Origin of the sequence: Agrobacterium tumefaciens (genome assembly GCA_025560025.1) — a bacterium.
Classification (GTDB): domain Bacteria; phylum Pseudomonadota; class Alphaproteobacteria; order Rhizobiales; family Rhizobiaceae; genus Agrobacterium.
The window spans coordinates 1,325,220-1,344,674 of the sequence record CP048486.1; the positions used below are offsets into that span (position 1 = coordinate 1,325,220).

Below are 19,455 nucleotides of genomic sequence, written 5' to 3' on the forward strand. Positions count from 1 at the left end.
CTGGCGGGTTCAGCGCGCCAGCCGGACGAGAGATTTTAAAGCGAGGCGGTGATGCCGCCGTCGACGTAGAGAATATGCCCGTTCACGAAGGACGAGGCATCGGACGACAGGAAAATGCAGGCGCCGACAAGCTCTTCGACCTTGCCCCAGCGGCCGGCGGGGGTGCGCTTTTCAAGCCATGCCGAAAAGGTCTCGTCCGCCACCAGCGCGGCGTTGAGCGGCGTGTCGAAATAGCCGGGCGCAATGGCGTTGCATTGCAGGCCATATTTGGCCCAATCCGTCGCCATGCCCTTCGTCAGATTGCCGACGGCGCCCTTGGTGGCGGTGTAAGGCGCGATCCCCGGGCGGGCAAGAGCGGTCTGCACGCTGGCAATGTTGATGATCTTGCCGCGTCCACGGCTGATCATATGGCGCGCGGCAGCCTGTCCGGCATGGAAAACCGAGGCGATGTTGGTCTGCAACAGGCGCTCAAAGGCATCCGCCGGAAAATCCTCGAGCGGCGTGCGGTGCTGCATGCCGGCATTGTTGACCAGAATATCGATGGGGCCGACATCCGCCTCGAAACCGTCTATGGCCTTGCGCACCGCTTCATGATCGGTGGCGTCGAAGGCGAGCGTCTTGGCGCCCTTGATGCCGGCGGCAGCCGCTTTCAGCTTCGCCTCGTCGCGGCCGTTCAGAACCACTTCAGCCCCCGCTTCCGCCAGCCCTTGCGCCAGCGCGAAGCCGATACCCTGGGACGAACCCGTGATCAGGGCGCGGCGGCCGGAAAGATCGAACAAATTAAGGCCCACTGTTTCCTCCAGTCTCTCGACATTGCATTCGTGCAGGTTTATGTTATCGATAACATTCATCCCTTTCAGACAAGGATGTCAAGGCTTAAACGCCCGGTTTCGGTACGGATCGGGCGCGGGAGGAGGTTGCAAGGGGCTATTGCGCGCCTTGCAGCGGGATCGGGATGCGGAAAATTTTGCGCGCCACAGTGGCGTGCGGTTGAACGGGAGTTGTTTATGAGAGCGATTGTCGCCCATGGGGCAAAGGATGTGCGCATCGAGGAGCGGCCGGAGGAAGCGCCGGGGCCGCAGGAAGTGCGGCTCCGTCTGGTTCGGGGCGGCATCTGCGGCAGCGATCTTCATTATTACAACCATGGCGGCTTCGGCGCGGTGCGGCTTCGTGAACCCATGGTGCTCGGCCATGAGGTCTCCGCCGTCATCGAAGAACTCGGCGAAGGCGTCGAGGGGTTGAAGGTCGGCGGCCTTGTTGCGGTTTCGCCGTCCCGCCCGTGCAGGAGCTGCCGTTTTTGCCAGGAAGGCCTGCACAACCAATGCCTCAACATGCGCTTTTATGGCAGCGCCATGCCTTTCCCGCATATTCAGGGTGCTTTCCGGGAGGTTCTTGTCGCGGATGCGCTGCAATGCGTTCCGGCCGATGGCCTGAGCGCCGGCGAAGCGGCCATGGCGGAGCCACTGGCGGTTACACTGCACGCCACCCGCCGCGCCGGGGATTTGCTGGGAAAACGTGTGCTCGTCACCGGCTGCGGCCCCATCGGCATCCTCTCCATTCTTGCCGCCCGCCGCGCTGGTGCGGCTGAAATCGTCGCGACCGATCTTTCGGATTTCACGCTGGCCAAGGCGCGGGAAGCCGGTGCGGACCGTGTCATCAACAGCAAGGATGAGCCCGATGCGCTTGCCGCCTACGGCGCAAACAAGGGAACATTCGACGTTCTCTATGAATGCTCGGGTGCTGCCGTCGCCCTCGCGGGCGGAATTGCGGCGCTTCGGCCGCGCGGCATTATCGTCCAGCTTGGCCTTGGTGGTGATATGAGCCTGCCGATGATGGCGATCACGGCCAAGGAACTCGATCTGCGCGGTTCTTTCCGTTTCCATGAGGAATTCGCCACCGGCGTCGAATTGATGCGCAAGGGCCTGATCGACGTCAAGCCTTTCATCACCCAGACGGTGGATCTCGCCGATGCCATCTCCGCCTTCGAATTCGCCTCCGACCGCAGTCGCGCCATGAAGGTTCAGATCGCTTTTTCGTAAGGGCCTGTCCCTCGAGGCATGTGTGTCGATATTTTGATCGGCGGCGGATTATTTCCGTCGCCGATTTTTTTTGGGCGCTTTTCGCGCGCAACAATATACTGATTATGTTATCGATATCATAGCCAGCTTACGGGCCACGCAGGACAACTTGGTCTTGCCGGACTGACCCCGTTTCAGCCGATTTGCACATTTTGACGCAGGTCAAAAAGGTGATTTGCCGCTCGCCATTTTTTGCGTTATCGAAATTTCAGAAATTACTGAAAATACAGGAAACGAAGAAATGCCGGCTAATCTTTCCCCGCTTGTTCAGTCCTTCGTGCTGCATTTCGGCGAAATGGGAAGCCGCTGGGGCATCAATCGCACGGTCGGGCAAGTCTATGCATTGCTTTACATTTCGCCGCAGCCGCTCTGTGCGGACGACATTGTCGAGGCGCTCGGCATTTCGCGTTCCAACGTGTCGATGAGCCTCAAGGAGCTTCAGGCGTGGAACCTTGCAATTCTCAAACATTTCCCCGGTGACCGGCGCGATTTTTTCACCACGCCGGAAGATGTCTGGCAAATTCTGCGCACCCTTGCCGAGGAGCGCAAGAAGCGTGAGATCGACCCAACCCTCAGCGTGCTGCGTGAAATCCTGATGGAAACACCGGAGAATGAAGATGAGCGGCATGCGCAGAAGCGCATCGACGAGATGAAAACGCTGATCGAGCAGCTCACCGGCTGGTATGACGATGTGAAGAGGCTGGAGACGGAGAGGCTGGCTTCGCTTCTGGCGCTCGGTTCGAAGGTCACGAAGTTGCTGGAGGCCAAGGACAAGATCGTCTCGCTTGCAAGGCCCCGTGGTGCGAAAAAGGACGGGTGAGGAGATCGGCCTTGAGCATGTCAGCACAGATCCACCAACCCGCTGATGGCAAGGGAGCAGACTGTCCCGCGCCTGGAGCAGCCCCGCCCGATGCAGCGCGGCGGCACTCTTTGGACGCTGCCACCGGGAAACACACCCGTGGCACGGGCTCCAGCACGGCAGAAATGGCGAAGGCCCCGGCGGTGGGAAGGTTCGTGGCCCTGCTTCATGTGCTGCCGGCTTTGCTATGGCTGCCGCAGGCGGGCCTGCTTGCCTTTTCGGTTGGAAAGATCGCCGATGGCGCATCGGTGATGGCAATCCTGCCAGCGGCTGTGGCTGTCCTCATCCTTGGCCTGATCAAGGCCTTTCTGGAAAAAATCGCGGCGAGGCAATCGTTTCGCGCTGCACGCACCGCACTGTCGCAGCGACGGCTGGAAGCACTGAATGCCGTAGCGCAGGTGTCGCCACTCGATCTGTCGCGCACGGCATCCGGGGAGGTTGCTGGCGTCGTTGCCGAGACGGCGGAAGCGCTGGTGCCCTATCTTTCCCGTTTCCAGCCGGCGCGGATGAAAGCCACCATCGTCCCCTTGGTGTTCGTGCTGGCAATCCTGCCATTCACCTGGATTGCGGCCCTCGTGCTGCTCCTCTCCATGCCGACCATCCCGCTTTTCATGGCGCTGATCGGCTGGCAGGCAAAGGCTGCCAGTGAAAAGCAGCTGGCCGAGACCGGCAACATGAATGCCTTCCTGCTCGATCGCCTGCGCGGGCTGGAAACGATCCGGGCGCTTGAAGCCGTCGATCTGACCGCTGGACGCCTGAGCAGAGACGCGGAAAACCTCAAGAAGCGGACAATGGCGGTGCTGCGGATCGCCTTTCTCTCCTCGGCCGTGCTGGAACTTTTCGCCGCCCTCGGTGTTGCGATGACCGCCGTTTATATCGGTTTTCATCTGCTCGGTTTTCTCGATTTCGGCGCATGGGGCGAGAAGCTGACGCTTGCCGAGGGGCTCTTCATTCTGCTGCTGGCCCCCGCTTTCTTCGAGCCATTGCGGGAATTATCTGCCGTGTGGCATGACCGTGCAGCCGGCGAAGCAGCACTCGGCGCGCTTGGCACATTGACGGAAGGCGGCACCACCATCGTGGGCGAGGGCACCGAAGCCGTGTTAACCCCAAACCCGATGCCCGGTTTGGTGGAACTGGATAATCTCTCCTTCGCCTATCCGAATTCTCCACCCGTCATTCAAAATCTCAACCTTGCGGTTCAGCAGGGCGAGAGAGTTGCGATTCTCGGGCCTTCCGGTTGTGGCAAATCCACTGTACTCTCCTTGATTGCCGGGTTGGCCGAGGCTGGCAGCGGCACAATAAGGATCGCCGGCGTGACGCTCGATCATGCGAGTGCCGACGGGCTGCGCAGGACAATCGGCTGGGTCAGCCAGAAGCCGTTCTTTTTTGCCGGTTCCCTGAAGGCGAATATTCGCTTTGGCCGTGCAGGTGTTGGTGAAGGCATGGTGGAAGAGGTGCTGCGCCGCACCGGGCTGGATACATTGTGGCATGCGCGCCGGCATCTGCCGATCGGAGATGGCGGATATGGCATTTCAGGCGGGGAAGCCGTGCGGCTCGCCATTGCGCGCGCCTTTGCCGATCCCGCAACGCAGCTGGTTCTGGTGGATGAGCCAACGGCGCATCTCGACCGGGAGACGGCGGCTCTGGTGACGGAAAACCTGCTGCAGCTTGCAAAGGGCAGGACATTGATTGTCGCAACACATGATCCGGTGCTCGCGGCACGCATGGACAGGATCGTGGACATAACGGCGATCCATTCGGGGGAACGGTCATGATTGCGCGTTTTGCCATATTGAAACCCGTCATCGCGCTGTTCTGGTCGGCGCGACGCGGTATGCTGCTTGCCGGTGCCGTTCTGGCGGCAACCACGGTGCTGGCGGGCATCGGCCTGCTCGGCGTTTCCGGCTGGTTCATCACGGCCACCGCAATTGCCGGTCTTCTGCCGGCCACGGCCTACGCATTTGACGTCTTTGCGCCGTCGGCAGCGATCCGCCTGCTGGCGCTGTCGCGCACCGCCGCGCGTTATGGCGAACGTATGACCACCCATGAAGCAACGCTGTCCGTGCTTGCAGCTCTTCGGGAAAAGCTGTTTCGCGGCTTTGCCGCGCCGCAGGCGGCAAAAACTCTGGAGGCAAGGCCCGCCCGTCTGCTGAACCGTCTGACCGCGGATATCGACGCGCTGGATTCGCTTTATCTACGCGTATTGGTGCCCGCGGCCGTTGCTGTTCTTGCCGCCATCGCGACAGGTATCGGGCTTGCTTTTCTCAGCCCGCTTGCAGGTGCTCTGGCGGCGATCTTCCTTGTCGCGGCGGGGCTCGGCATTTCGGTGCGGTCGGCATTGCGGGCGGAAAAATTCTCACGCCGCCGGGCAATCGGGCTTGAAGCGCTCCGCGCCCGCACGGCTGATCTCGTCAACGGACAGGCGGAATTGCTGACGACATCCCGTCTTTCCGCGCAGATTACCGCAGTAAAGCAGGCGGACGACTATCTGTCTGTCTGCGACGACCGCCTGAACCGGATCGAAACGAATGCCGGCTTTTCCTTCGGCATGTCAGCGGCGGTTCTTTTGAGTGCGGCTCTCCTCGGCATGGCCTGGCTTGCGGAACAGGGGGCGGTGACTGCGCCGGCTGCGGCCCTCGGTCTGCTCGTCTGTTTCGCTGCGCTGGAGCCCTTCACGGCGCTGCGCCGTGGTGCAATGGAACTCGGGCGCACGCTCTTTTCGGCAAGACGCATCGCGCCGCGTCTTTCCGCCGAGGCAGCCGTCAACTGTCTGTGCGTGCCTGCCACCGGCATGGCGGCCGAGCTTGATGGCGTGCGGCTGGAGCGGGACGGGAACGAAAACGCCGTTCTGACAAATATCAACCTTGCGATTGCCGCCGGAGAAACGGTCGCGATTATCGGGCCGAGCGGTGCCGGCAAGACCAGCCTCATTCAGCTTCTGGCGGGCGAATTGCAGCCGGCGGCGGGCACGGTCAGCGCTTTGCCGTGCTCTCTCATGACGCAGCGCAGCCAGCTTTTCCGCGACAGCATCGCCGATAATCTGAGGCTGGCAAAACCTGCCGCGACCGAGCGTGAAATGTGGGACGCCCTGCAATCGGCAGGCCTTGGTGAGCACGTCAAAACCCTGGCCGCCGGGCTGGATACAAAGCTTGGCGAGGCGGGGCAGGGCCTCTCCGGCGGCCAGTCGCGGCGGCTTGCACTTGCCCGCTTCCTGCTGCGCGACAAACCGCTCTGGCTTCTCGACGAGGTGACGGAAGGGCTCGACGGCGAGACCGCCCGCGACGTGCTGGGCCGGCTGTTTGCCAGGGCACAGGGAAAGACTGTCGTGATGATCACCCATAATCGCCGTGAGGCGGAATTTGCCGATCGCATCATCGTACTGAAAGAGGGTCGCCAACTTGATCAATGTCAAAGCGGCACCCCGGAATACGACGTAATGCTGCAAACATTGCGTCCGGACTGAGTGATTTTTTCAGGGCCGGCGCCGTCTCGTAACAGAAGGCCGGCCTTTCCTGAAAGGTGGGGTAAAAACATGGAACTCGACATCGTGGCGCTATCGCGCCTGCAATTCGCGGTTACCGCTTTATATCACTTTCTATTCGTTCCCCTGACGATCGGACTATCGGTGGTGATCGCCATCATGGAAACGGTCTATGTCATGACCGGCCGCGTGATCTGGCGGCAGATGACGAAATTCTGGGGCACATTGTTCGGCATCAATTTCGTGCTTGGTGTTTCCACCGGCATCGTCATGGAATTCCAGTTCGGCATGAACTGGAGCTATTACAGCCACTATGTCGGTGATATTTTCGGTGCGCCGCTGGCGATCGAAGGAATGATGGCCTTCTTTCTGGAAGCCACCTTTGTCGGTCTGTTCTTTTTCGGCTGGGACAAGCTGTCGAAACTTGGCCATCTCATCGCAACATGGTGCGTGGCGATAGGCTCGAACTTCTCGGCGCTATGGATATTGATCGCCAATGGCTGGATGCAGAACCCGGCGGGATCGGCTTTCAACCCCCAGACCATGCGCATGGAAGTGACTGACTTCTTCGAGGTACTGTTCAACCCGGTGGCGCAGGCGAAGTTCGTCCATACCGTTTCTGCGGGCTATGTGACCGCCTCCATCTTCGTGCTCGGCGTTTCGGCCTGGTATGTTCTCAAGGGGCGTCACGTTGATCTCGCCAAGCGGTCGATGACGGTCGCCGCTTCCTTCGGTCTGGCGGCGGCGCTGTCGGTTGTCGTGCTCGGTGACGAAAGCGGATATCTTTCGACCGAACACCAGAAGATGAAGCTCGCCTCCATCGAGGCCATGTGGGAAACGGAACCGGCGCCGGCGCCTTTCACCGTCATCGGTTTTCCCGATCAGGAAGCGCGTGAGACGCATTTCGCCGTCAAAATCCCTTGGGTCATGGGTCTTATCGGCACCCGCTCGCTCGACACGGAAATCCCCGGCATCAACGATCTGGTGGAGCTGGCAAAGAACCGCATCCGCGATGGCATCAAGGCCTATGATGCGTTGATGCAGATACGCGCTACCGGCAAGGGCGCGGAACTGCCCGAAGAGGTGCGTGGCACCTTTGCGGAACTTGGCCACGAACTTGGTTACGCCCTGCTGCTGAAACGTTATGTCGACGATCCGCGCCAGGCGACCGAGGAACAGATCGCCAAGGCGGCCGCCGATACTATCCCGCATGTGCCGACGCTGTTCTGGGCCTTCCGCATCATGGTCGGTCTTGGCATGTTCTTCATTCTGTTGACGGCGACCTTCTTTTATCTCTCGGCCCGCCGCCGGCTGGATCGCTATCCGCTGTTGCTGAAGGTGGCCGTCTTCGCCATCCCGCTGCCGTGGATCGCGGTTGAAATGGGCTGGATAGTTGCGGAATTCGGTCGCCAGCCATGGATCATCGAGGGCGTGCTGCCGACGGCCGCCGCCGTCTCCAGTCTCAGCGCCTCGACGGTTCTGATTACGCTTCTGTGTTTCATCGCCATCTACACGGTGCTGTTCATCGTCGAAATGGGGCTGATGCTGAAGGCGATCCGCAAGGGGCCTGATCCGGATCACGAGCCGGAAGCGCCGCTCGTTCCTGAAAAACTCGTCGCTGCGGAGTAAACGATCATGATATTGCACCAACTCATCGACTACGAAATCCTCCGCGTTATCTGGTGGCTGCTGCTCGGCGTGGTGCTGATCGGATTTGCCGTCACCGGCGGTTTCGATCTGGGCACCGGCGCGCTTTTGCCCTTCGTCGCGAAAACGGATCTCGAGCGGCGCGTCGTCATCAATTCCATCGGCCCGGTCTGGGAAGGCAATCAGGTCTGGCTCATCCTTGGCGGCGGCGCCATCTTTGCCGCCTGGCCGCCGCTTTATGCGGTGTCGTTTTCAGGGTTTTACCTGGCGATGTTCGCCACCCTGTTTGCGCTGATCCTGCGACCGGTCGGTTTCAAATACCGCTCCAAGCGTGAGAGCACGACATGGCGCAGTGCCTGGGATTGGGCGCTGTTTATAGGCGGCTTTGTTCCTGCGCTGATCTTCGGTGTGGCGGTCGGCAATGTGCTGCAGGGCGTCCCCTTCCGCTTCAATGACGACTTGAGGATTTTCTACGACGGCACGACGCTGTTCGAACTTCTCAACCCTTACGCCATCCTCTGCGGCCTCGTTTCCGTTGCCATGCTGGTGATGCATGGTGCTGCCTGGCTGGTGCTGAAGACCGAAGGCCCGGTTGCAGCCCGCGCCCGCAGTTTCGGCAGCATTGCCGCACTCGCCACATCAGTTCTTTTCGCACTCGGCGGCGTTCTGCTGTGGCTTGGTGTCGATGGGTATCGCTTCACCTCGGAAGTCGTGACCGACGGTCCGTCCAATCCGCTGTCAAAGACGGTCGAGGTCGCAAGCGGCGTCTGGTTTGCGAATTATGCGGCCCATCCCTGGATGATGCTGGCGCCGGCGCTCGGTCTTGCCTTCCCGCTCGTCGCCTTCCTGTTGTTCAGGGTCGGGCGTGAGGTGCTGGCGCTACTTTCCAGTTCGCTTGCCATTTTCGGCATCATCTCGACGGTCGGGCTGACGATGTTTCCCTTCATCCTGCCGTCGTCGATCGATCCGAAATCGAGCCTGACGGTCTGGGATGCATCGTCCAGCCATATGACGCTGTTCATCATGCTGGTCGTCGCCCTCATCTTCATCCCCATCATCGTTGCTTATACCTCATGGGTCTATCGCGTGCTGTGGGGCAAGGTTGATGAAAAGGCGATCCGCGACGACAGCGGCCACGCCTATTGATATCAAACAGAAGGAGATCGACCATGTGGTATTTCGCCTGGCTGCTTGGCCTGCCTCTCGCCGCCATCTTCGCCGTCATGAACGCGATGTGGTATGAGCTGATGGAAGAAAACGCCAGAAAGGCCGAGGCCAAGCCGGAAAAATAGTGTTTCGGGGCACGAGGTAAAAAAGGGCGGCATCCGTTGTGAATGCCGCCCTTCCTGTAAAAATCGCCGCGCTTGACGTGCGGCTTCAGTGGATTGCGATGCCGCGCTTGTCCGCTTCTTCCTTGATGATGTCTTCGACCAGCGCTCTCTTGAGATTTGGGTTTCCCAGAAGATAGTCGTCGGCAATCTCGAAAATCGATTTCGGGTTCTCGGTCCTGTGCAGGGTGTCGAGGTCCTGGCCGATCTGCTCTCGCAAGCTAGAATAGTCGTCCATCGCGGCTCTCCCGTTCGCTGGTTCAGTCCAGAAGGTCGGCAGGAACCTTGCCGCCGTTCTCTGACAGTTTCTTGATAACGGCCTTATGCAGCCAGATGTTCATGGTGGCGGAATCCGAGGTGTCGCCGGTATAGCCGAGTTCACCGGCCAGTTCCTTTCTGGCGGTGAGGCTGCTGTCCAGATTGAGCGCCTTCAGAAGGTCAACGATTGAACGTTTCCAGTCGAGTTTCTGTCCGTTCTGCTTGACGGCCGCATCCAGAATGGAGGCGACGTCGACGTTGCCCGTGCTTGCCGAAGGTGTGGCTGCTGGAGCAGGTGCTGCTGGCTGGGCCGGTGCGGCCGGGCTTGCGGTTGTTGCAGTTGGAGCCGAAGCTTGTGGAGCGGCTTCGGCCTTGCCGAAAATCGCGTTCTTGATCTTGTCGAAAAAGCTCATTGTGTCCTCCCTTTATCGGCGAAATGCGCGCCCGACGGCGATGAGAATGCAGGCGCCGATGAAACCCGCGATGAGATATCCAATCCAGCCTCCGAGCGAAATGCCCACAAGCCCCAGAAGGAAATTGGCGACGATGGCGCCAACGATGCCGAGGATGATGTTCATGAAAACACCCATGTTGCTTTTCATGAACTGTTCAGCGAGCCAGCCGGCCACGCCGCCAATGATGATTGCTGCAATCCAGCCGATTTGTGCGTCTTCCATAACAGGCCTTTCCTTTGTGAGAGAGGTCCACCGGCATATGGACAGGCTTTTGCGCGCACTGATCCCCCCGCCTTGAATCGACCCCAGGCGAGGCAATAACGAAAATGCTGGCGGTTGGTTCCGTGCGGCGGGCTGTATCGCGGCCCTTTCGTTCAGCTCCGGCTTTGGAAGTCCAGCCCGATATCCAGAACCGGCGCACTATGGGTCAGCCAGCCGACGGAGATGAGATCGACGCCGGTTGCGGCAATAATGGCGGCTGTTTCCGGGTTGATCCGGCCGGAGGCCTCGATGATCGCACGACCGGCGACGATTTCCACCGCTTCGCGCAGCTGTTCCGGCGTCATATTGTCCAGAAGAACGGCATCGACGCCTTCCTCCATCGCCTCGCGCAATTGTGCGAGCGTATCGACCTCCACTTCGATCTTGACGAGATGTCCAACACCCTGCCGGGCGCTGCGGATAGCCTCGCGCACGCCCCCGGCCACGGCGATGTGGTTGTCCTTGATGAGTACGGCGTCATAAAGGGCGAAACGGTGGTTCATGCCGCCGCCGGCGCGCACGGCATATTTTTCCAGCGCCCTGAGACCCGGCGTGGTCTTGCGGGTGCAGGCGACGGAGGCTCTGGTGCCGGAGATGGCGGCTGCGATCTTTGCGGTGACTGAAGCAATGCCCGACAGATGGCCGAGGAAATTAAGCGCAGTGCGCTCCCCGGTCAAAAGGCCGCGCGAGGGACCTTCGATTGTCGCGATGATATCACCGGGTACGACGGTCGCCCCATCCTGCACGTGGCGCTTCATCACGATTGCCGGGTCGACGAGCTGGAATGCGAGCTCCGCGGCATCGAGACCGGCGATGACGCCCGGTTCCCGTGCGGCCATGACAACGACGGAACGATGATCGGCGGGAATGACAGCGGCGGAGGTTATATCGCCGGCGAGCCCGAGATCTTCCAGTAGGGCGTTGCGGACGAGCGGTTCCACGATGAGGCGTGGCAGGGGGGAAAGGGTCATGTCAGGCGCTCCGCGCAATACTGGGGGAGGAAAGGCTGCTGGAGGAAAGGTCGCGGGCAATGGCGATGATGTCGGTCAGGCAAAGCCTGCGCCTTGTGGCGGTCACGTCCTTTTCCGGGAAATCGTTACGGAAATGGCCGCCGCGCGATTCCGTGCGCAGGGCCGCGAAGACGGCGATGGCGAGCCCGACAATGGCGGGATCGGACGCCGGGCCATTCTGTTCGGCGAGCGGCAGAAGATCGCGGATCGCCTCGGTCAACCCGGCTTCATGTCTTGCGATGCCGAGATGGCGGGAGACGATTGGCCTGACGATAGATGGGTCTGCGGCCGAAAGAACAGGCGTCGCGAATGGTGTGACGGTCGCCACCGGTTTCGATGTCGACTGGCCGGCAATATCTTTCGCCGCGCGCATGCCCATGGCGGCCGCTTCCAGCAGGGAGTTGCTGGCAAGCCGGTTGGCCCCGTGAAGGCCTGTGCAGGCGGTTTCGCCCGCAACCCAGAGGCCCGGCACGGAACTGCGGCCATTCCCGTCAGTGGCGACACCGCCCATGTGATAATGTACGGCGGGACGGACGGGAACCAGCTCGTAAGCGGGGTCTATTCCGGCCTCGCGGCAGAGCAGGTCTATCGAGGGAAAACGCGAAGCAAAACCGTTGCCGAGCGCCTTGCGGGCATCGAGAAAGACCCTGCCACCCCGCAGGATTTCCCGGTCGATGGCGCGGGCGACAATATCGCGGGAGGCAAGCTCGGCACCCGGGATGGCCGCCATGAAACGTTCGCCGTTTTCATTGAGCAGCAGCGCGCCTTCGCCCCGCACCGCCTCGCTGACCAGCGCCAGCGGCCGCCGGTGGGAGGAAAGCGCCGTCGGATGGAACTGGACGAATTCCATATCGGCAAGCACGGCGCCAGCGCGCGCGGCAAGCATGATGCCCTGTCCATAATTGCCGGAAGGATTGGTCGTCGCCTCATAAAGCCCGCCGAGTCCGCCCGTTGCGAGAATGACCTTCGTGGCCGGCAGAATAAAACTGCCCTTTTGTCCGGCGCAGACGAGACCGGTCAAGGCCCCGTCTTCCGTCAGCAGCCGGCGCACCTCCGTGCCTTCCAGAACTGCAATGGACGGCGTGTTGAGAGCGGCGGCCGCAAGAGCACTGACAATGGCCGCGCCCGAGCCGTCACCTTCGGAATGGAGGATGCGGCGACGGCTATGGGCGGCTTCCAGTCCAAAGACGAGTTTGCCCTGCGCATCGCGGTCAAAACGGACGCCGGCGCTCTCCAGTGCATCAATGACGTCAGGGGCGGCGGAGACGATGCCCGCTGCCATATCCGCGTCGCAGAGGCCATCACCCGCGGCAAGCGTATCGGCGAGATGGAGGGCTGCGCTGTCATCCGCGCCAAGACTGGCCGCAATGCCGCCCTGCGCCCAGGCGCTGGATGTCTCTCCGCCGAGGGCGCTGCGCGTCAGAAGCAGCACAGGCTGTGGCGCAAGCGTCAGCGCCGCCATCAGGCCCGCTATGCCGCTGCCGACGATGACCGTCCTGCCCGCATATTGCGACAGCGCTTCGCTCATACCGCCAGCATCCTTTCCACCGCGCGGCGGGCCGCGACCGCGATCGCCGGATCGACGGTCACTTCGTGGCGGTTTTCCTCAAGTGCCGTGCGGATATTGCCGAGCGTGATGCGCTTCATGTGGGGGCAGAGATTGCAGGGGCGGATGAATTCGACATCCGGGTGATGCACGGCGACATTGTCGCTCATCGAGCATTCCGTCAAAAGCACCACGCGGGCCGGCCGCTCCCGGCCGACATAATCTGACATGACGGCGGTGGAGCCGGAAAAATCCGCAGCCTCGACGACATCGGGCGGACATTCCGGATGCGCCAGCACGGTGACGCCCGGATGGCTTTCCCGCAATTCCCTGATGTCATCGGCGGTGAAAAGCTCGTGCACCTCGCAATGGCCGCGCCAGGCGATCAGCTCGACACTGGTTTCCCGCGCCACGTTCTTCGCCAGATATTCATCCGGCAGCATCAAAACGCGCGGCACGCCGAGCGATTCCACCACCTGGCGGGCATTGCCGGAGGTGCAGCAGATGTCGGAAGCCGCTTTCACTGCCGCCGATGTATTCACGTAAGTGACGACCGGAACGCCGGGATAGGCCTTGCGCAGAAGCGCTATGTCTTCGGGCGTGATGGAATCGGCGAGCGAACAGCCGGCGGCCATATCCGGAATGAGCACGGTTTTTTCCGGATTGAGCAGTTTTGCCGTCTCGGCCATGAAATGAACGCCGGCCAGAACGATCACATCCGCCTCCACCTCCATCGCCTTGCGGGCGAGGGCCAGGCTGTCGCCGACGATATCGGCGACGCCGTGGAAGATTTCCGGTGTCTGGTAATTATGGGCGAGGATGACGGCGTTGCGCTTGCGTTTCAGCTCAAGGATCGCATCCACATCGTCCTGAAAGCCCATCCATTCGGCCTTGGGGATGACGCGGCTGACGCGGTCATAAAGGCTTGCGGCAGAAATCTGTTCGTTCACGGCGCTCTCCCATTTATACTCTTTTTGAGCATATCTATGGCAAAGAGATATTCTCATTATGAGCATATGTCAATTGCGGGAGAGTGGCAGTTTCGTTCCGGAAAGGGCGCGTTCATCGAGAACCGTCTGGCGGAAGCGGAAAAGCTTTGCCGGGCGGCCGCCGGTTTCGGTCGCCATGTCGCCGGTTTCTTCCACCAGTTGCTGCTGTTCGATCAACCGGCGGAAATTCTGCTTGTGCAGCGTCAGCCCCGCCAGTGCCTCGATGGCGCGCTGTAATTGCAGCAGGGTGAAGGCATCGGCCATCAGCTCGAAAACCACAGGCCGGTATTTGATCTTGGCTCTCAGCCGGGCAATGCCGGTGGCGAGGATGCGGCGGTGATCGGCAAACATGGGTGTGCCGAAATTGATCCGGGGTTCACCCTGGGCTTCCTCGACCAATCCCGCCTCATAGAGCAATTCGTAGCGCTGCAGGGTGAGTTCCTCGTTCCAGCCGCCGCCGTCGAGGCCGAAGGTGAAATCGGCACGCAAATGGCGCTGGCTTTTGCAGGCTGGATCGGAGTCCGCCCAGGCGCGCAGCCTGTCGATGATGGTGTCCAGAACTGCTGGCCGACCCTGACGGTGGTCCTCCCACGGAAAATATTCGTACCAGCCATGCCACAGCGGGCGTCCATTGCCGGATGATTCCTGCTCCCGAACCAGCCCGAGATAGCCGATCGAAATGGTTCTGCCGCCCGGAATGTCGTTGTTCCGGTCGCGGTCGGCGAAGGTGTAGAGTTGCTCGAGATAACCGACGGGGTGATGCGTCTGTTCGTGGATCCATTCCCGCAGCCCGCTCTGAAGCGTTCTGTGCCCGAATTCGAACGGTCCTGAAGGAAGGGCAGTGCCCGCCCGCACGGTCATTACCCGCGGCTCATCTCCGGTAATGGCGGTGACGACGGCAATGAGTTCGGCATGGGCAAGCCCGATGGTCACGGCGACTCCTGTTGCAGGTTGCGATTTCAACCTTCTTTGGCACAGGAAGAGCGGTTCGCCAACAAGCGGACCAAAAGTGCCGCCGGTATTCGCGTAAATCCTAAAATAATGTCCTGTTAGACGAAAGGACGAATTCCTGTGGTTAGTCGCGTATATTTTGTTATGTTATAAAAATGTTATAAGCATTCTAATAGTGTAGAAAGCCGATGTTGGAAGATATATCTCTAGAAGAGACGCTTATTGGCTATTATACGTGGAATATCGGACAGAATCTGGTTTATCTGGATGCTGTGGCCGCTCGTGTGCGGGATTTTTCCTTCGATGAGGCGTCCGGTGGCATTCCGGTGGAAGCGTTCATTGCCCAGGTCGAGATCAACGCTCGGGCGAGGGTGGCAAGGGCTGTCCATAATTCGCTGACGCGCGGTGAGTTTTATGACCAGGAGTACCGGATCGGGCTGAGGTCAGGCGGCTTTCGCTGGCTGCGGACGACAGGCAGGGTAATACATGACTGCGACGGTGTCCCGATGATGGCAATGGGCACGGTGCGCGAGATTGCCGCCCGCAAGGTCTTGTTGATGTAGTCCCCGCCCCGGCGACGAATTCATATTTTATTGTTTTGATGTTTCGGTGACATGGTCCGGCAGGTCGCAACGTTGCTTTTTCAGATCACGCTGGTCGTGAGCCTCGGTGTCGCGGGCATCCGTATCGCCTCGCTCGTGAACGGCGAGGCCGGATATGCGACGGCAGGCCTTGCCGCCAACACGGAAATGCTGTGGACGACCTCACCGGTGCGGGTCGATCCTCGTCGCCAAAACTATGAACGCATCCCGACGCCGCCCGATCTCTATCCCCTCAAAATGCATGCGGATCAGCGCCTGCGCGTGGTTGCCAGCAACCGCTTCACTTTCAAGGGGCAGGAATTCCGGCTGGCGGGCGTGGAGGAAGTCGATCGCAACCGGGTCTGCGCGGGTTCCGATGGCCGCCGTTATGCCTGCGGCCTGAACGCTTTCAAGGCGCTGGAGAACCGATTGCGCGGGAGATATCTCGAATGCCGCGTGGTGGAGGAGGGTGCCGCTGCCCGTTCTATCGAATGCCGGATCAACGGACAGGATGTGCGGGCATTATTGCAATAGGCGATCGGGATTGGCTGCCAACAAGGTGGATCGAAATGATTGCCTGAAGACGAGATTTGCAGGTTCTGGGAAATTTGGTGGAGCTAAGCGGGATCGAACCGCTGACCTCTTGCATGCCATGCAAGCGCTCTCCCAGCTGAGCTATAGCCCCATAAGGGTTCCGGCATTTCTTCCGGTTCCGGGAACCGAAGCGGCTGTTGTTCCGTTCGGTGGCGGCTTACTACTTCGGCTAATCGAAGAGTGCAAGCACAAAAAACAGCCCGGCTTCATTTTTTTGTCGCCGGGCTGATTTATTCAATAGGATCAAGCTTCTTCGTCGTCGCCCGTTACGCCGATGATGCCGGACATGTCGTCATCATCATCGTCTTCGTCGGCTTCGAGGAAGGTGTCGTCATCGTCGTCGATTTCCACGTCGTCGTCGTCGCCCATATCCGGGATCTCGTCGCCGCTGTTGTCTCCGTCGGCGTCTTCCAGCGATACGAGTTCGACTTCCGTGTTTTCGGTATCGACTTCCGCCACTTCCTCTTCTTCAGCCTGCTCCATCTTGGCCTGGGCGGTGCTTTCCTCAAAGAAGGAGAGCGGCCAGGACTTGCCGGTATAGGGAGAAACGACCGGGTCGCGGTTCAGATCGTAGAACTTCTTGCCGGTATCGGGGTCGGTGCGCTTGGTACCAAGTTCCGCTTTTGCCACTGTCTAAGCCTCAAATTGTCGAATGAGTTTCGGTGTGTACGCCGTAAAACCGGCATAGACGGTAAAATTTCTAGCCGGTCCCCTTAATCGTTGCGGTCTTTCGTGTCAAAGACAAACTTCGGATGTCGCCTTCCCTTGCCGCAAGCTGTATGCGGGGATGCTCATAAATATCGGGAAACATCCCGTACTCCATATTGTATCAATGACCAATGCACAGGCAGAAAGCTTCATGACCTTCACGATCGCCATAGACGGGCCGGCTGCGGCGGGCAAAGGCACCTTGTCACGCAGGATTGCGCAGACCTATGGTTTCCATCATCTCGATACCGGGCTGACCTACAGGGCGACGGCCAAGGCGCTTCTTGATGCCGGCCTGCCGCTCGATGATGAGGCCATCGCTGAAAAGGTGGCGCTGGAACTCGACCTTGCCGGCCTCGACCGCTCTGTCCTTTCCCGGCACGATATCGGCGAAGCGGCTTCGAAGATTGCGGTCATGACGCCGGTAAGGCGGGCGCTGGTCAAGGCACAGCAGCGTTTTGCATTAAAGGAGCCGGGCACGGTTCTGGATGGCCGTGACATCGGGACGGTGGTTTGCCCGGATGCGCCGGTGAAGCTTTACGTCACCGCTTCGCCCGACGTCAGGGCGCGGCGGCGTTATGATGAAATCCTCGCCAATGGCAGCGTTGCGGATTATCATGCCATTTTCGCTGAAGTGAAAAAACGCGACGAGCGCGACATGGGCCGCGCCGACAGCCCGTTGAAGCCGGCTGAAGACGCGCACTTGCTAGATACGTCGGAAATGAGTATAGAGGCGGCGTTTCAGGCCGCGCGGACGATCATCGACGCCGCCCTGGAGAAACAGGTTTCTCGCGGAACCGCTTGAATTCGGTCCGCGTTTAGTCCGGAATTGCCCGAAGACATGTCCTTGCGCCGGAAAGCCTTTTGAAAAGGCGGGCATGGGGTCGGGTATCAACAACACTAGCCCACCGGCGCTTTTGTATTCGCCATTGCGCGGATGCAATCAGGAGATTTCATGTCAGTATCTACCCCCACGCGCGAAGATTTCGCAGCGCTTCTCGAAGAATCCTTTGCCTCCAACGATCTTGCCGAAGGCTATGTTGCCAAGGGTATCGTAACGGCAATCGAGAAGGACGTTGCCATCGTCGACGTCGGCCTCAAGGTTGAAGGCCGCGTACCGTTGAAGGAATTCGGCGCGAAGTCCAAGGACGGCACGCTGAAGGTCGGCGACGAAGTCGAAGTTTACGTCGAGCGCATCGAAAACGCTCTCGGAGAAGCCGTTCTGTCGCGCGAGAAGGCTCGCCGCGAAGAAAGCTGGGTCAAGCTCGAAGCCAAGTTCGAAGCTGGCGAGCGCGTCGAAGGCGTTATCTTCAACCAGGTCAAGGGTGGTTTCACCGTCGATCTGGACGGCGCTGTTGCCTTCCTTCCGCGTTCGCAGGTCGACATCCGTCCGATCCGCGACGTTACCCCGCTGATGCACAACCCGCAGCCCTTCGAAATCCTCAAGATGGACAAGCGTCGCGGCAATATCGTTGTTTCGCGCCGCACGGTTCTCGAAGAGTCGCGTGCAGAGCAGCGTTCTGAAATCGTTCAGAACCTCGAAGAAGGCCAGGTTGTTGACGGCGTCGTCAAGAACATCACCGATTATGGTGCGTTCGTTGACCTCGGCGGCATCGACGGCCTGCTGCACGTTACCGACATGGCATGGCGCCGCGTCAACCATCCTTCGGAAATCCTCAACATTGGCCAGCAGGTCAAGGTTCAGATCATCCGCATCAACCAGGAAACCCACCGCATCTCGCTCGGCATGAAGCAGCTCGAGTCTGATCCGTGGGATGGCATCTCCGCCAAGTACCCGGTTGGCAAGAAGATCTCCGGTACGGTCACGAACATCACCGACTACGGTGCATTCGTTGAGCTGGAGCCGGGCATCGAAGGCCTGATCCACATTTCCGAAATGTCCTGGACCAAGAAGAACGTCCATCCCGGCAAGATCCTGTCCACGAGCCAGGAAGTCGACGTTGTCGTTCTCGAAGTCGATCCGTCCAAGCGCCGTATCTCGCTCGGCCTCAAGCAGACGCTGGAAAACCCGTGGCAGGCATTTGCCTACAGCCATCCGGCCGGCACTGAAGTTGAAGGCGAAGTCAAGAACAAGACTGAATTCGGTCTGTTCATCGGCCTCGAAGGCGATGTCGACGGCATGGTTCACCTGTCGGATCTCGACTGGAACCGTCCGGGCGAGCAGGTCATCGAAGAGTACAACAAGGGTGACGTCGTCAAGGCTGTCGTTCTTGACGTTGACGTCGAGAAGGAACGCATCTCGCTCGGCATCAAGCAGCTCGGCAAGGATTCCGTCGGCGAAGCCGCGACCTCCGGCGATCTGCGCAAGAACGCCGTTGTTTCGTGCGAAGTCATCGCCGTCAACGACGGTGGCGTGGAAGTGAAGCTCGTCAACCACGAAGACATCACCTCCTTCATCCGCCGCAACGATCTCGCACGCGATCGCGACGATCAGCGTCCGGAGCGTTTCTCGGTCGGTCAGGTTTTCGACGCTCGCGTCGTCAACTTCTCCAAGAAGGACCGCAAGGTCATGCTTTCGATCAAGGCGCTGGAAATCGCTGAAGAGAAGGAAGCCGTCGCACAGTTCGGTTCGTCCGACTCGGGCGCTTCGCTCGGCGACATCCTCGGCGCGGCTCTGAAGAACCGCGGCGAATAATCGCTTCGATCCTTTGAAAATGAAGAACCCGCCGGAATTTCCGGCGGGTTTTT

20 protein-coding genes and 1 tRNA gene are annotated in these 19,455 nt (G+C 60.1%); 11 read left to right on the forward strand and 10 right to left on the reverse strand.

Translation table 11 applies throughout. The annotated features are described in order from the left end of the window. Positions 1-35 precede the first annotated feature (35 nt). Complete coding sequence (locus FY152_20040; protein ID UXS34422.1) at positions 36-791, reverse strand: SDR family oxidoreductase; 756 nt, start codon at positions 789-791, stop codon at positions 36-38. A 216-nt stretch (positions 792-1,007) separates the two neighbouring features. Here FY152_20040 and FY152_20045 point away from each other — a divergent pair, with 216 nt between their 5' ends. The 7 genes from FY152_20045 (at position 1,008) to cydX (ending at position 9,357) form a co-directional block, all read left to right on the forward strand. Further along, the gene (locus FY152_20045; GenBank protein ID UXS34423.1) at positions 1,008-2,039 is read left to right on the forward strand and encodes an L-idonate 5-dehydrogenase; all 1,032 of its coding nucleotides are present in this window, start codon (positions 1,008-1,010) and stop codon (positions 2,037-2,039) included. A gap of 280 nt (positions 2,040-2,319) precedes the next feature. Then, positions 2,320-2,898 carry a GbsR/MarR family transcriptional regulator gene (locus FY152_20050; protein ID UXS34424.1) on the forward strand — a complete coding sequence of 193 codons (579 nt, stop codon included), beginning with the start codon at positions 2,320-2,322 and terminating at the stop codon, positions 2,896-2,898. Positions 2,899-2,915: 17 nt separating this feature from the next. After that, complete coding sequence (cydD, locus tag FY152_20055) at positions 2,916-4,712, forward strand: thiol reductant ABC exporter subunit CydD (protein ID UXS35125.1); 1,797 nt, start codon at positions 2,916-2,918, stop codon at positions 4,710-4,712. Then, positions 4,709-6,400, forward strand: coding sequence for a thiol reductant ABC exporter subunit CydC (cydC, locus tag FY152_20060; protein ID UXS34425.1), 1,692 nt, complete (start codon positions 4,709-4,711; stop codon positions 6,398-6,400). Before cydD ends, cydC begins: the two co-directional genes overlap by 4 nt. 69 nt (positions 6,401-6,469) lie before the next feature. Next, complete coding sequence (locus tag FY152_20065; GenBank protein UXS34426.1) at positions 6,470-8,047, forward strand: cytochrome bd-I ubiquinol oxidase subunit CydA; 1,578 nt, start codon at positions 6,470-6,472, stop codon at positions 8,045-8,047. A gap of 6 nt (positions 8,048-8,053) precedes the next feature. Then, positions 8,054-9,211, forward strand: a complete 1,158-nt coding sequence (gene cydB / locus FY152_20070) for a cytochrome d ubiquinol oxidase subunit II (protein UXS34427.1) — start codon at positions 8,054-8,056, stop codon at positions 9,209-9,211. A gap of 23 nt (positions 9,212-9,234) precedes the next feature. After that, entirely contained in the window at positions 9,235-9,357 is a 123-nt protein-coding gene (cydX, locus tag FY152_20075) for a cytochrome bd-I oxidase subunit CydX (GenBank protein UXS34428.1), read from the forward strand. 85 nt (positions 9,358-9,442) lie between these two features. Here cydX and FY152_20080 read toward each other — a convergent pair whose 3' ends face one another. The 7 genes from FY152_20080 to FY152_20110 all read right to left on the reverse strand — a co-directional run bounded on the left by FY152_20080 (position 9,443) and on the right by FY152_20110 (position 14,845). Beyond that, on the reverse strand, positions 9,443-9,631 hold the full coding sequence (locus tag FY152_20080; protein UXS34429.1) for a hypothetical protein: 189 nt from the start codon (positions 9,629-9,631) through the stop codon (positions 9,443-9,445). 22 nt (positions 9,632-9,653) lie between these two features. Further along, positions 9,654-10,064: a DUF3597 domain-containing protein gene (locus tag FY152_20085; protein ID UXS34430.1), complete on the reverse strand. Its 411-nt coding sequence runs from the start codon at positions 10,062-10,064 to the stop codon at positions 9,654-9,656. Positions 10,065-10,076: 12 nt separating this feature from the next. Continuing rightward, a complete protein-coding gene (locus FY152_20090; protein UXS34431.1) occupies positions 10,077-10,328 on the reverse strand; it encodes a GlsB/YeaQ/YmgE family stress response membrane protein in 252 nt (83 codons plus the stop codon). 152 nt (positions 10,329-10,480) lie between these two features. Then, positions 10,481-11,338 (reverse strand): carboxylating nicotinate-nucleotide diphosphorylase, encoded by an 858-nt coding sequence (locus FY152_20095; GenBank protein UXS34432.1) that lies wholly within the window; start codon positions 11,336-11,338, stop codon positions 10,481-10,483. A 1-nt stretch (position 11,339) separates the two neighbouring features. After that, positions 11,340-12,905, reverse strand: a complete 1,566-nt coding sequence (locus tag FY152_20100) for an L-aspartate oxidase (protein ID UXS34433.1) — start codon at positions 12,903-12,905, stop codon at positions 11,340-11,342. Then, the gene (gene nadA / locus FY152_20105; GenBank protein UXS34434.1) at positions 12,902-13,873 is read right to left on the reverse strand and encodes a quinolinate synthase NadA; all 972 of its coding nucleotides are present in this window, start codon (positions 13,871-13,873) and stop codon (positions 12,902-12,904) included. The genes FY152_20100 and nadA overlap by 4 nt, the downstream gene beginning before the upstream one ends. Positions 13,874-13,942: 69 nt before the next feature. Beyond that, entirely contained in the window at positions 13,943-14,845 is a 903-nt protein-coding gene (locus FY152_20110; GenBank protein UXS34435.1) for a hypothetical protein, read from the reverse strand. A 206-nt stretch (positions 14,846-15,051) separates the two neighbouring features. On the opposite strand from FY152_20110, the gene FY152_20115 reads away from it, so the two are divergent. Both FY152_20115 and FY152_20120 read left to right on the forward strand, forming a co-directional pair. Further along, complete coding sequence (locus FY152_20115; GenBank protein ID UXS34436.1) at positions 15,052-15,426, forward strand: PAS domain-containing protein; 375 nt, start codon at positions 15,052-15,054, stop codon at positions 15,424-15,426. 51 nt (positions 15,427-15,477) lie between these two features. Beyond that, positions 15,478-15,978, forward strand: coding sequence for a thermonuclease family protein (locus tag FY152_20120; GenBank protein UXS34437.1), 501 nt, complete (start codon positions 15,478-15,480; stop codon positions 15,976-15,978). Positions 15,979-16,053: 75 nt separating this feature from the next. Here FY152_20120 and FY152_20130 read toward each other — a convergent pair. Both FY152_20130 and FY152_20135 read right to left on the reverse strand, forming a co-directional pair. Next, positions 16,054-16,129, reverse strand: a tRNA-Ala gene (locus FY152_20130). A 152-nt stretch (positions 16,130-16,281) separates the two neighbouring features. Beyond that, positions 16,282-16,668 (reverse strand): TIGR02300 family protein, encoded by a 387-nt coding sequence (locus tag FY152_20135; GenBank protein ID UXS34438.1) that lies wholly within the window; start codon positions 16,666-16,668, stop codon positions 16,282-16,284. A gap of 202 nt (positions 16,669-16,870) precedes the next feature. On the opposite strand from FY152_20135, the gene FY152_20140 reads away from it, so the two are divergent. Further along, the gene (locus FY152_20140) at positions 16,871-17,551 is read left to right on the forward strand and encodes a (d)CMP kinase (protein ID UXS34439.1); all 681 of its coding nucleotides are present in this window, start codon (positions 16,871-16,873) and stop codon (positions 17,549-17,551) included. A 150-nt stretch (positions 17,552-17,701) separates the two neighbouring features. Continuing rightward, positions 17,702-19,402, forward strand: a complete 1,701-nt coding sequence (gene rpsA / locus FY152_20145) for a 30S ribosomal protein S1 (GenBank protein ID UXS34440.1) — start codon at positions 17,702-17,704, stop codon at positions 19,400-19,402. The last annotated feature ends 53 nt before the right edge of the window (positions 19,403-19,455 follow it).